Below are 12,668 nucleotides of genomic sequence, written 5' to 3'. Positions count from 1 at the left end.
GCAGCGTGTAGCCAAGGTAACAAAAGGCACCGCGAAAGTGGTGGAGGTTCCAAGAGTTCGCGTCGGCCTTGGCGGTTGTTAAGCAAAGGCTAGCCAAAGTTGGCGTGGCAGACCGATGGTCGGGCTAGGGTGCGACTGTGCACGTCGACGTGATGACGACCCCGCAACCGCTTCAGGACATCGGCGAGTTGGCCCGACGGACGCAGACGGCCGGCTTCTCCGGGTTGCTGTTCACCGAGACCGGGCGCACGCCGTACTTGAATGCGGCGGTGGCAGCGCAGGCCGCGCCGGGGCTGGAGTTGTCGACGGGCGTCGCGGTGGCGTTTCCGCGCAGCCCGTTCGTCACGGCGGCGACGGCGTGGGAGTTGCAGGAGGCGACCGGCGGCCGTTTTCGTCTGGGGTTGGGTACGCAGGTCCGCACGCACGTGGTGCGGCGCTACGGGATGGAGTTCGAGCGACCGGGCCCGCGGCTGCGGGACTACGTGCTGGCGGTGAAGGCGTGCTTCCATGCGTTCCGGACGGGCAAGCTCGAGCATCGCGGCGACTTCTACAGCCTGGACTTCATCACACCGCAGTGGAGCGCGGGACCGATCGACGCGCCTGATCCGAAAGTGGATGTGGCGGCCGTGAACCCGTGGATGCTGCGGATGGCCGGCGAAGTGGCCGACGGAATCCACGTGCATCCGCTCGGCGAGCCGGGATACATCGGGCGGCATGTGCTGCCGAATCTGGCGCAGGGCGCGGCGAAGTCGGGACGCTCGGTCGATGACATCGCGGTGATCGTGCCGGTGATGACGATCGTCGGCGACACCGACGCGGAACGCGATCGCGAGCGGGAGCTGGTGCGCACGAGCATGAGCTTCTACGGCAGCACGCCGAACTACGCGTTCATCTGGGACGAGGCGGGGTTTGAGGGCACGACGGCGCGGATCCGGGAGAAGCAGAAGGCCGGCGACTACAAGGGCATGGCCGAGCAGATCACCGACGAGCACATCGCGGTGTTCGCCACGGAGTCGACGTGGGACGGTCTGGCGGACGCGTTGATCTCACGGTACGGCGGGGTGGCATCACGCGTGGTGCTCTACAACGCGCTGGCCGATCCGGCGCGGTTCGAGCGTTACGGCGAGGTGGCGCAAAGCATTCGGGCGCGATGAGTGAGGCGGCCAGCGGACTCGCCTTGACCGGGTCACCATTGGCTGCCGCATACGGTGCAGGTCCAGTTGTCCTTTCGACGGGCGCAGCCGCGGTAGTCGTCCCACGGCGGGAAGTCCAGATGGAAGACCTGTCCGAACTGCGCGCTCTGCGTGCGTTGGGCGCCGCAGTAGGGACACCGCGGATGCTGGGAGAACAGATAGTCGATCAGGCTTGTGAAGCCGCCGTCGCGCATGGCGGTGTCGCAGCGCAGGCACAGTACGCCGGGCCAATCGGCGGGAAGTTCTGGCAGCCAACACTTGTCGGGTATCGGGCCATAGAAGTAGCTGGGCACGTTGGTGGCTTCCATGATCACCGGCTGCGGCTGCGGCCGCTCGGGAAAGTCGACCGTGCGGATGCGGAAGACGTCGCGGGCACGCGCGCCGAGCAGGTCGAGGACGGCTCCGCATCCGGTGCACCGGCCGCAGGAGTGCAGGAGGGTGGCCGCCGCGGCCATCGTCGAATGGCCGAACCGCGTCGAACGCTTGCCGTCGGCGTCGCAGTCGGTCAGCGCGAGGACCATGCGCGTGGCCGCGTCGCCGCGAAGCTGCCACACCTTGCGAGGGTCCTCGTCGCCGGCGAACCTGACCACCCGTGCCAGGGTGCCGAGGTCCACCAGACCGGGGCTCGGTAGGCCCCAGGTGATCTCGGCGCGGTCGAAGCGGCCGTCGGGACCGATGCGGCCGAGTCGCGTCATGACCGACGGCGGATCGGTGTTCAACACGATGGCCACCGGGTCGCCGATGTGGGCTTCGCCGAAGCCGTAGCGCCAAGGCCGGTAGGACGAGCGATCCTCCAGCAGAGTGATCACCGCGTCCTTCCAGTCGGCTCCCTCGACGATGTGAAGATGTTCGATTGCAGTTTGCGTCACTACACCATTATTCCAGGTGTATATGACATTTCACTGATTCACACGTTTGCTGTACTGGCTAAGTCACCACAGCACGGCGATGGCTGCTGCTGTCAACGACAAGACGCCGATCGACCAGAACATCGGGCGCGGTATGGGGTTGCCGGTGCGCTTCTGGCGAGCGCTGCCCATGCCGAGGACCCCGCCCAGGATCACGAGGATGACGAGCTTGATCCCGATCTTCGGATAGTTGAGTTCGATCCCGACGGGCCAGGGCGCGGCGAGCGCGAGGCCGGTGAGCAGCGAGAGCAGAAGGCCGTAGTCCATGGCGCGGGTGGTGCGGAAGCGCCGGGCCAGGGCCTCGGCGGCCCAGCCGCCGAACGTGATCGCGAAGCCGACGATGTGCAGAAGTACAACTACGTTGCGTAGTAGTTCCATGGGTTGAGCTTAACGCCTGGTCGGAGATTTCCGGTGACGAATTTGCTGCATTGGCGGTCCCTCGGGCGGTGTTAGTGTGCGGCTGATGCTGGAAAAAAGGGGGCCGTGGTGTCTGACTCGAACGAACCGCTGAAGGTCGATCCGACCGAGCTGCGCATGGCCGCAGACCGGCTCGACGGCCAGGCCAGCGGGTTTCAATCAGCGCATCAGGCGGCGCATTCACGAGCGGGGAACGCCGCTCTCGGACCGGGGTCGGCGGCCGCCGCGTTGCCAAAGATGCTGGAGGCGTGGGAGGCCGACGGCGCACGGTTCGCGGGCGATTTCGCCAAACACGCGCGGGGACATCGCGAGGCGGCAGACAGTTACGTGCGCACCGACGCCGGTGGCGCCGAGGCGGTAGAAGGCGCCGGCTCTGCGATGTGAGGTGCGGGCATGGCGCTGAGCCTTGGGGAGCTCAAACAGTGGCCTCCCGAGATCGCCGACGTGGCCCAGGCAGCACGCGAGGCCGCGGACAATCACACCGGCTCGGCTGAGTTCTATCGTTCGCTGATCACGGTATCGACCTGGGAGGGCCAGGGCGCAGAGGCCGCGAAGTCGGCGATGACGGCCACGGCCGCAGACCACGAAGCGGTGGCCGACAATCTCGGCGCGGCGGCCCAGAGGATGGAAAACGTCCACCGCGACGCGGAGGCCCTCGCCGAGACGATCAAGGGCATCCTCGACGATGCCGCCGCCCAACCGGCAGTGGGCATCGATGAGTCCACCAATCAGGTGATCCCGCCCGATACCAGCCACATGACAGACGAGTACGCCGCACAAGTGGCGGCCAAGGTCACCGACCTCAGGGAGCGCATCGCGGATGCGCTCGCCGACGGCGAGCGCATCGACACCGAATTGGCGGGTGCGATCACCGCGGCCAGCGGTGAACGGGTGGTGAAGACGGCGGGGTCGCTGGAGGACATGCTGCTGCCTGCCACTGGCGGGCGGCGTGACGAACCGAAGCCGGACGAGCAGTCGTCAACGCCGAAGAATCTCGATGAAGCACTGGACCGGATCGCCGAACCTGGCCAACCAGCGCAGCCGGTGCGGTTGGACCCGGCCGCGGTCGAGCAGTTCAAGGACCTCGCGCGCGAAACGATGTTGCACAGCGGGGTGCCGCCCGAGCAGATCGAACAGCGGCTCGACGCGATGGTCGCCGCAGCGCAGAAACCGCTGACGCCAGCCAAGACACCCGTACGCGATGCAATGCCGAAACCCAGCTTCGAGGACGGTTTCGCCGACGGCTGGTTCGGAACCGAAGAGAGCATCAAGAATCTCATCGGGGCCAACGGGTTGGAGGACTTGAAAGAGTCGTGGACGGACTTGGCCAAGGGCACATGGGAACGGGTGACGAACCCGATCGACTCGATGAAGGAGGATATCGAGCACCTGACGAAATACCCGGGGCACTACTTGGGTGAGGTAGCCGGCAGTACGGCCCTCACCGCGCCGAGCGCGATGTTCGGTGGCGAAGCCGCTCTCGCCGCACGCGCCATACCCGACGATGTCATCGACATGCCAAGCCACACAGGCACAGTCGAGCACTCGACTCCGCTGGGCCCCGTGACGAGCGAGCACCCGGGAAGCCTGCCGCCGGATATTCCCGCGGCTAGACCGCTACCGCCAGACTCTCCGCTGTTCGACGGCTATGAGCCGATACCCCCGGGGCCGCAATTCACCAATGCGGACGGCAGCCTCATCTATCCCGATGAGGATCTAGAAAGCAAGCCTTACGCAGTCCCGGGCACGGTGATCCCGGAGGCACAGCTCCCGGCAGGCACCGAGCTCGGGCGCTTCGGTTCCCCGTTCGGCGCTTACCTGGCCCCAGAAGGAACGCCTTTCGCCGAACTATCGCTGCCTATGGAGAGCGCCGCGAAGCCGTACTACCGTTACGTTGTCGACGACCCCACCGCGCTTCCGCCTGGCTGGAGCATTGAACAATCACAGGTGGCACCATGGTTTCACCAACCGGGCGGGGGTACGCAGTTTCGGATCATCGCTCCGCCAGGTGAGCGAGCCACGACACAAGACTTGGTTGATTCTGGGTTTCTCAAGGAGATTGGATAATGCAGCCAGACTTTTCGAGGCTAGCTACGAGCTGGGATGAGTGGGCTAATCGAGCGCAATTGACTCATGTCGGCGCTTCCGACAGTCGTGACGACGGTGACATGGCCTTCACCTCCGACGACGCGTCCTTCTTTCTGAGACTCGAGGATGGCTGGTGGGTGCTTGACGAAGTCGATGACCGCGGGAAACGGTACCCGGGTACAGCCAGGTTCTCGACGTTCGAATTAGTCGAACGCTATCTGATATGGACGTGGGCGTCGGTGGCGCGCTCCCGGTTAGGCGCGGAACAGCTTGGCCGACAACTTCACTCACTCGGAGTAAAAGCAGGAGTCGAAGTACTCCCAACGGACCGTGAGTACGTAATGGAACTGCGTCTGCGTGACGGAGTCGCGATCCTGCCGGCCTCGAAGGTTCCAGTGTTCAGCCACGTACTGGATATGCCTCTCCATGAACTGGATCAGATGATTCGGCAAGGCATCGGATAGCGGCCCGCATTGTCGAATTTGATCCGCGCCACGGTGAATCGCCGATCGAAGTGTTACGCGACTCTTCCGAGCGTGGCTGTCGACCGGCGACGGGAGGCGATTCGGAACCGGGGATTGACGCGGGCTGTCCTAACACGGTTAACCAGGAGACCCTCGCGTACAGCCGCACGCCGACCATCGGCGCCTTGTACGGGGCGCGGCTGAAGGGCGTCGGAGTCGAAGAAGCACTGCGAGATGTCGTCGCGGTGTTGCCAGGTGCATATCCGAATCCGGCGTTCCGCGAGGCGCTACGACGTCTTGGACCGACGACAGATGGTCGAAAGGTCGCGTCGTGAGCAGACATGGATACTTCCGACGGCACGGCGACTCGCTTTGGTGGGAACGGCGAGGTCAAGGTCTTCTACTCCACTCCGTTCGGGGACACCAACGACGGCGAGCAGAGGCTGTTCTTACTGGAGCGCGAGGGTGTCCGGTACATGCCGGTCTTCCGCAGCGTGGATTCGATGAAAGAGTTTTACGGTCGGATGAACCGCGCCGCATACACGATCCTCGAGGGCGACGTGCAGACCGTGATGGACACCAATCGCTCGATCGAGCCCATGAAGGACGTCGGTGTTGTCATCGAACCATTGACTGCCAGTCCAGTCATTCTCACGCCTAGAAGCGATTAGCATCACGGCGACTACTTTTCGCAGTGCTCATCTCATGAGTCGCCTGTGGTCGACTTCAACCTCGTGTCGATGACCGAGCCGACGGGGCCTATCGGGATCTCGTTTCTGCGATGTTCAGCCGACGCGCCAAATCCGGGCCACCCACCTCGCGGATGAACTCGGGATCGCCGCACACCACGAGTCGGTCGCGGGCTCGCGACAGTCCGACGTAGAGGCGTTCGCGGGACCGTTCGAACTGGCCGGAATCGTTGACCACCAGGACGACCGCGCGCCGCTCGAGACCTTTGAAGCCGAGCACATGGCCGTAGAACACTTGGTCGCTGTCCCAGAAGCTGTCCCAGTACGCCTTGTGGCCGGCCTTCTGACGCTCGGCCTGCTCGGGATGCCGGCTGCCCGTCGTCAACAACGCGAGATCCTCGGGCCGCCAACCCTCTTCGAGGAGTGCCTCGATCTGATCGTCGCCGACGTCGAGCGCGTCCTCACGGCTGCAGGCGACGAACTCGACCGCTGGCCCCTCCCCGCCGAGGAACCGCATCGGGTGGTCGACGAGCGGCTGGAACGCGTTCGCGATCTGGCGGGTGTTGCGCAGATTGTGGTCCAGAATCAACGGCACCAACGGAACCGGCGGTGACCCGTAGCGGTTGAAGACGCGCTGCCCCTCATCGGTGAACACGTACAGGCCGCCCTCGTCGGGATCCTTCAGTGCGATCAGCAACGGCTCCCACCAGGAGTCGGCGAAGTCCTGCGCCTCATCGACGACGATGGAGTCGAACCGGTGTCCAATCTCGAGTTGGGTTGCCAGCACGGCCATTTGCTCCGGTAGATCCTGCTCCCAGAACTTGACCGTCTCCTCAGTACGCAGCGACTCGTCCGGTCCTTCCGGTGCGCCCCACTGCACGCCGAGCGCGTGGAATTCGCCGACGTAGCCCGGTTGTTGGCGCCGCGGCCAGGTAGCGGTGATGCGTTCGAGGTACGACGCGAGGCCGTGGGAGTAGCAGACCAGGGCGACACGTTGACCTCGCTGCGCCAGCCGGCGAGCCTGCTCCATCGCGAGGAATGTCTTGCCGCTGCCCGCACCGCCGCGGACCTCGATGCGGTTGAGCAAGCGGGTGGCGTCGAGGATGACGGCCTGATGCTCGGTGAGCGCGTCGGCCGCATCCTCGTTGTCCAGCGCCCGAGCGACGACGTCGCGTTGCGGCAGTCCCCGCCCGCTCAGCGCGGTGATGATCTGGTCGATGCCGTCCCGGTTGAGCAGCGGACGGTTGAGTTCCTGGCTGACGAGGATGTGGCGCAGTTTGCCGTCGATGTCCCTGAGATCGTTGCGGTCGATGACCTTCCAGCGCGGGCAGTCCGACAAGGCGAAGTCAGCGGTCAGTTCGGTGTTCGGCAACACCACGACGTGGTCCCAGCGCAGTCGGCCCTGCGTCCAGCGGGGGTCCTTCTCGATGTAGTCGCGCAGGGCGTAGCAGGCCTCGCGAGCCTGGCGGACGGGTTCGATGGTGCACTCGCGCCCGCCGCGCTTCTGGCGCCAGTTCACGCCGTCGTGCCAGACCTCGCCACCCTTGACCTCCAGGCACGCGATGCCGGCGCCTTCGATGGCGACGACGAAGTCGACCTCGTGATCCTTGAGGTGGTCGGTGACGCGCTGGCCGGCGATGACGAGGTCGTTTGGTTGGAGTTGCTCGACGAGAGCCTGGTAGACGCGTCGCTCGGCACGGTTGGCCAGCCGCGGTGTGTCGGTGGGGGTGATCGTCATCGGCGCGTCCGTGCCGTGCGTCGATGCCACCACCGCATGTCGAACCCCTCCCCCATGAGCTTGGTCTCGATGTTAGCCACGGGGTCCGTCACTCCGGGTGAGGCCGGTGCCGCGGATTTGTCGGAGGGCCGGTTTACCGTCTTCCTCAAGCGCTAAATCAAGGGGGGATCATGCGCGGACGTGGGGTAATCGCGGGTGCGCTCGCGGTCTGCGGATCGGTGCTGTCGTCGACTCCGGCGCACGCCGATCAGTACGACTTCATCGCGCAGCTCGACAACATGGGCGTCTACTACAGCTCGATGGTCGACATGATCGACATCGGCAAGGAGCTCTGTCACGAGCTTCGCTTCGGGGCGCCGCCGCCGGCGGTCCTGGGCAAGCTGCAACGAACGGGGTTCGCTCCGGCCGAGTCGGCGATCGTGCTGCTGTCGGCAGTGAACACGATGTGCCTGGACGCCAAGCCGGCGGTCGTCGAATGGGCACGCGAGATCGGCTACACGCAGCCACTGTAGGTAGGTACTCGAGATGTTCGCCAAGGTCTACGGGCGGTCGTGATGGCAAGCCGCGGTTCGGATTCCGGTGGAGTGGCCGGTGTCTTCGGCCTGCTGCTCCTGATCTGGGTCGTCGTCACCTACTACTGGATCATCATCGGCGTCGGCGCCGCGATCGGGCTGTTCTTCGCGATCCGGGCGCTTGTCCGTCGCGAGCAGGAGCGCCGGCTCGCCGCCGCACGCGAGGCCGAAATCCTGGCCCACCGTGCCGACCGTCAGCACCGTTGGGCGCGTCGCGGCGACGCCAGGGGGATCTACGGCGTCGAGGGGGCGAAGTTGATGGGCTCGCTCTCGCCACAGCCCTCAGTACCGTCGGCCGATGCGCCCGACGAGAACCATGACTTCGCCGAGATCGTCCATACCTCAGCCGAACTCGACAGGCTGTTGGCTGAGAAGCGGACGGAGTGGCGGTGGGCGGCGTTCGTGTCCGTTCTCGTCCAACGTCTCGCGGACGTGCGGCCGCGGCTACGCGATCTCGACCTGGGCTACACAACGGCGCGGGGTCCCTACGCACGCAACGGCCCGCAGGTGGCTGCTTTCGTCGAAGACTGCCTTGACGACCTCTACGAACTCGCCCATCAGGTCGAATCATTCATCCGCGCACCGGCGCTCATGGACGTGTTCGGTGATAGCGAGAGCACCGCCGACGCCGAGGGCATCGTGCACGCGGCCAGCCGGCTGATGGACTTCCACGAGCGGTTCCTCGAGCTGGCCGAGCGGTGCCGTGATGTCCGCGTGCCCTCGGCGTACACCGGGCTGCTCGCCGACTGCAAGCTGCTGATGGATGTCCCGCTCGACGGCTTCCATGCGTTCATCGACGAACTCGTCGAGCTGGTCGAGGAGATGCCCACGGTAGCGCGTTACGCGCCAGGCGATGTCGATCACGGCACGGTCGTGCTAGAGGTCGTCGTCGATGATGACCTCATCGACCGAATCGACAGACAGGTGCGCGCAGCCGCCAAAGATTAAGCGCCGGGAGGCAGCTCCCGGAGGCCGCTGCGTGCGTTCAGTTCACGAGGGCCGCCCCCGGTGAGTTCGGCGCGGTGGTCGCCTTTCGCCACTGCTGGCGACGAGTGCTCCGCACCGCCGCCAAGCCGGCCGTAGCCCTGTCGGTCAACGTCCCCCCATACCGTCGAGGTCGTCCGTGCGCGAGCCGTCGCATCAGAACCGCGTTCTCGCGCAACGTCTTCGCCCTCCTCGACGTGCGTCGTCACCTTGCGCGTGCGTCGCATCGAGAAGTGGATCTCCTCGGTCTCCTCGAGGACCTGCCGTGCGCTCCGCAACGGTCTTGTGGTGGTGTCGATCGCGTTGACGATGATCGGCGGCACCAGTGGACGTATCCAGCGCGCGGCGGCACGCGTGACATCCGGGATGCCCGGGATCAGCGGACGTCCGGACTCCTTGGCGGGCTCTACCGCGCGGTCTTCCTCGACGGGTGCGGGCAGGTTCTCCGCCACCTTCACATCAGGCGCCGGCGCCTCGGCCGCAACGAGGCTCGCCGCCTCGGCCTCCGCAGCTATCGGCAGGTACACATCCTCGGGCTCCGAAATACGTTCCGCACGTGTGGGAATCGCGGTGTCGACCGCTTCTATCACTCGGCGGCGCTGCTGCTCGCGATCGATCTCCAGCTGCGCCTCGACAGCCATGCGGGCGCTCGCCAGCTGCTGCTCGGCCCACATGGTGTCGATGGCCGCACGCACCTCGGCCCGCTTCACCGCGACCGCCGTGTCGGCCTCCAGCTCGGCGCGATCCCGCGCGACGTCGGCGGCGATCCCGCGATCCTGCGACGTCTCACCGCGCCACCGCCGAAGAATCAACGGCAGGAGGCTCAGCAGGACGAAGAAGCCGTCGACAAGGATCCGCAACACCAGCGCCCCCGGGTTCGCCAGCGTGTGGTCGTTCATCGCGACCCACTGCGCGCCGAGTCCCCGATCCGCATCTGTCGTCGCGGCCTGCCGGGCTTGCGCCAGCGCCTGCTCGGCGTCGGCGATCTGCGCATCGAGCGCAGGCGCGCGAAGATCGCGGTCGGCCAGCGCGGCGTCGAGGCTCCCCTGGGCGTCGGCGAGGAAGTCGTTTGCCGTCCGGTTCTCGGGCCCGGCGCCCGGCACGCCGGTGATGACGGTCTGCGGGCACTCGGGCCGGGGATTGAACTCGCAGCGCGCCACCACCAGCGCGTCCTGCCGGCGCTGCACGGCCCGCTCGACAGCGGCGTCGAGCTCGCTGCGCGCGGCCCGGCTGCGGTCCACGTCGGCTGCGGCCTGCGCGACAGCCGGGCTGGAATCGGCGGCCCGCGCCGCCCGCTCGTCGAGCAGCCGATCGACCGATCCGGAGAACACGACTACGGCGGCAAGCTCACCGATCACAAGCCCGACCGCGACCGCGACGGCAGCGCGTCCCGCGACACCAGAGCCACGTACGGGCCGCGCGGCGATCGCCCGGCTCAGGGCACCGATCAGCAGCCCGAACACCGAGGTCACCGCGATGACGGTCGCCAACGGCCAGGATGTCGACTGAGCCAGGGCGGAGGCGGCCACCAGCCATGCCAGCAGCGCCGTGACCAGCACCACCACACCGGCGCTGACCAAAGTGGACAGCTCGTGGCGGGCAGACACGTCGCGCGGCTCGCCGCCAGAGAGCCAGATGAGGCCCGACGCGGTCGGCGAGGCGCCAGTGCCGGCCTCAGAATTCCTGTGGACGCCCATGAAAACTCCAAACGTGCAGGTCAAGGCGTGACAGAGCGCTACCGACGGCCTTGTCGGCGATGTGCCAGGCGGAACCCCCCGCGGATCGCACCATCACGCCGTGCGAATGCGGGAATTCTCCCACAGCGGGGTGTCGGCCGTTCTCCGCGGACAGCGGGTCGCGCACGTATGGCCGTGTCACCGCACCGGCGCCGGCTCGTATGGTGACCGCATGAAGAAGGCGCGAATCGGCCGCATCGCCCAGCAGGTCGCGGCAATAGTTGTCACGGCAGTCACCGCGGCCTCGACGCTCAACGGCTACCGACCGCTGGTGCGCAAGGGCTACCCGTCGATCTTCTCGTTCGGGTTCGGTTTGGTGGTGAGCGAATTCCCACTGCAGACGCTGGCGAGCCAGATCGGCGGGCTGGCGTTGACCACTCGGCGCCTGAGCCGTCCGGTGCGCGTGGTCGCGTGGGTGGTGGCCGCTATCTCGGCGATCGGGCTGCTGAACTTCAACCGCGCGGGACACAAGGCGGCTGCCCCACTGACCGAGGCGTTGGACCGCGGCCTGGGCACCGATCGCCGCACCGACTCGTCGGGCCTGTGGCGCCAGCCGGCGGGCGGCGGTACCGCCAAGACCCCCGGCGCGCTGCGGATGATGCGCATCTACCGCGACTACGCCCACGACGGCGACATCAGCTACGGCGAATACAGCCGCGCCAACCAGCTCGACATCTGGCGGCGTCCCGACCTTGACCGGAACGGCAAGGCGCCGGTTCTGTTTCAGATTCCGGGCGGTGCCTGGGTGACGGGAAACAAACGCGGACAAGCACATCCGTTGATGAGCCATCTCGCCGAGCTGGGCTGGATCTGCGTGGCGATCAACTACCGGCACAGCCCGCGCAACACCTGGCCCGACCACATCGTCGACGTCAAGCGCGCGCTGGCGTGGGTCAAGACGCACATCGCCGAGTACGGCGGTGACCCGGACTTCATCGCGATCACCGGCGGCTCGGCCGGCGGGCATCTGTCGTCGCTGGCGGCGCTGACGCCCAACGACCCGCGGTACCAGCCGGGCTTCGAAGACGTCGACACCCGGGTGCAGGCCGCGGTGCCGTTCTACGGTGTCTACGACTTCACCCGCTTCGACGACGCGATGCATCCCTCGATGCCCGAGCTGCTCGAGCAGATGGTCATCAAGCAGCCGCAGAAGTCGGCCTTCGAGACCTACTTCGAGGCCTCACCGGTGAACCACATCACCGCCGACGCGCCGCCGTTCTTCGTCCTGCACGGGACTAACGACTCGCTGGTGCCCGTCGAGCAGGCGCGGGCGTTCGTCACCAAGCTGCGGGATGTCAGCACCCAGCCGGTCGTGTACGCCGAATTGCCGTTCGCCCAGCACGCTTTCGACATGTTCGGGTCGGCGCGCGCCGCGCACGCGGCCGTCGCCGTCGAGCAGTTCCTCGCCGAGGTCTACGCGAACCGGCAGCAGGCGACGCAATCGAAAAACCTCCGCTCGTCGTGAGGCAGGTGCCGCCGCTATTGCCGTGACGAAACGGCCACGATTTTATGTGTCAAACAGGGCTGGGCCGGCGGTAGGCTCTCGAGCGTGGAGCCTGACAATCTTGAAGCCCGCGTGTCGGCGCTGGAAACCCAGGTGCGTGGGCTTGCGCAGCGGGTACAGGCGAGTGAGCAGGACGCCGCAGCGGCCCGTGTCCTCGCCGGCGCGGCCGACCGCGACGTCACCGAATTCCACACAGAGCTTCGCGACTTTCGTCGGGCCACTGTCTCCGGCTTCAACGCCTTGCGCGATGACATGACTGATTTGCGCAGCGAAATGCGCGGAAAACTCGAGGTAGCGGCCGCAGGCCAACAGCACATCGTTGACCTCTTGGAAAGGCTCATCGGCGATCAGGGCTGACGCTCGGCGAGCCGGCCA

12 protein-coding genes are annotated in these 12,668 nt (G+C 66.3%); 8 read left to right on the top strand and 4 right to left on the bottom strand.

Annotation, left to right across the window (positions count from 1 at the left end; translation table 11 throughout):
* The first annotated feature begins 137 nt into the window (after positions 1–137).
* Positions 138–1,154 (top strand): TIGR03617 family F420-dependent LLM class oxidoreductase, encoded by a 1,017-nt coding sequence (locus tag RMCN_RS08125; RefSeq protein ID WP_064400419.1) that lies wholly within the window; start codon positions 138–140, stop codon positions 1,152–1,154.
* Between the two features lie 32 nt (positions 1,155–1,186).
* Here RMCN_RS08125 and RMCN_RS08120 read toward each other — a convergent pair whose 3' ends face one another.
* Entirely contained in the window at positions 1,187–2,062 is an 876-nt protein-coding gene (locus RMCN_RS08120; protein WP_067388276.1) for a hypothetical protein, read from the bottom strand.
* Between the two features lie 63 nt (positions 2,063–2,125).
* The gene (locus RMCN_RS08115; RefSeq protein WP_067388274.1) at positions 2,126–2,479 is read right to left on the bottom strand and encodes a Fe-S protein; all 354 of its coding nucleotides are present in this window, start codon (positions 2,477–2,479) and stop codon (positions 2,126–2,128) included.
* Positions 2,480–2,587: 108 nt separating this feature from the next.
* Between RMCN_RS08115 and RMCN_RS08110 the strand changes: the two genes are divergently transcribed.
* The 3 genes from RMCN_RS08110 (at position 2,588) to RMCN_RS08095 (ending at position 5,741) form a co-directional block, all read left to right on the top strand.
* A complete protein-coding gene (locus tag RMCN_RS08110; RefSeq protein WP_110765790.1) occupies positions 2,588–2,902 on the top strand; it encodes a type VII secretion target in 315 nt (104 codons plus the stop codon).
* Positions 2,903–2,911: 9 nt separating this feature from the next.
* Positions 2,912–4,585 (top strand): TNT domain-containing protein, encoded by a 1,674-nt coding sequence (locus tag RMCN_RS08105; RefSeq protein ID WP_067388271.1) that lies wholly within the window; start codon positions 2,912–2,914, stop codon positions 4,583–4,585.
* A gap of 826 nt (positions 4,586–5,411) precedes the next feature.
* The gene (locus RMCN_RS08095) at positions 5,412–5,741 is read left to right on the top strand and encodes a hypothetical protein (RefSeq protein ID WP_067388269.1); all 330 of its coding nucleotides are present in this window, start codon (positions 5,412–5,414) and stop codon (positions 5,739–5,741) included.
* Between the two features lie 88 nt (positions 5,742–5,829).
* Here RMCN_RS08095 and RMCN_RS08090 read toward each other — a convergent pair whose 3' ends face one another.
* On the bottom strand, positions 5,830–7,497 hold the full coding sequence (locus RMCN_RS08090) for an NERD domain-containing protein (protein WP_067388348.1): 1,668 nt from the start codon (positions 7,495–7,497) through the stop codon (positions 5,830–5,832).
* 170 nt (positions 7,498–7,667) lie between these two features.
* On the opposite strand from RMCN_RS08090, the gene RMCN_RS08085 reads away from it, so the two are divergent.
* Together RMCN_RS08085 and RMCN_RS08080 are read left to right on the top strand one after the other, a co-directional pair.
* The gene (locus RMCN_RS08085) at positions 7,668–8,009 is read left to right on the top strand and encodes a DUF732 domain-containing protein (protein ID WP_067388267.1); all 342 of its coding nucleotides are present in this window, start codon (positions 7,668–7,670) and stop codon (positions 8,007–8,009) included.
* Positions 8,010–8,051: 42 nt separating this feature from the next.
* The gene (locus tag RMCN_RS08080; RefSeq protein WP_067388265.1) at positions 8,052–9,017 is read left to right on the top strand and encodes a hypothetical protein; all 966 of its coding nucleotides are present in this window, start codon (positions 8,052–8,054) and stop codon (positions 9,015–9,017) included.
* Here RMCN_RS08080 and RMCN_RS08075 read toward each other — a convergent pair.
* The gene (locus RMCN_RS08075) at positions 9,014–10,750 is read right to left on the bottom strand and encodes a DUF4407 domain-containing protein (RefSeq protein WP_067388263.1); all 1,737 of its coding nucleotides are present in this window, start codon (positions 10,748–10,750) and stop codon (positions 9,014–9,016) included. The genes RMCN_RS08080 and RMCN_RS08075 overlap by 4 nt on opposite strands.
* A 211-nt stretch (positions 10,751–10,961) precedes the next feature.
* Between RMCN_RS08075 and RMCN_RS08070 the strand changes: the two genes are divergently transcribed.
* Positions 10,962–12,254: an alpha/beta hydrolase gene (locus tag RMCN_RS08070; protein ID WP_067388346.1), complete on the top strand. Its 1,293-nt coding sequence runs from the start codon at positions 10,962–10,964 to the stop codon at positions 12,252–12,254.
* An 84-nt stretch (positions 12,255–12,338) separates the two neighbouring features.
* The gene (locus tag RMCN_RS08065; protein ID WP_064345961.1) at positions 12,339–12,650 is read left to right on the top strand and encodes a hypothetical protein; all 312 of its coding nucleotides are present in this window, start codon (positions 12,339–12,341) and stop codon (positions 12,648–12,650) included.
* Positions 12,651–12,668 lie beyond the last annotated feature (18 nt).

Source organism: Mycolicibacterium novocastrense, from assembly GCF_001570485.1.
Classification (GTDB): Bacteria; Actinomycetota; Actinomycetes; order Mycobacteriales; family Mycobacteriaceae; genus Mycobacterium; species Mycobacterium novocastrense.
This window is presented reverse-complemented; position numbering and strand designations above follow the sequence as displayed.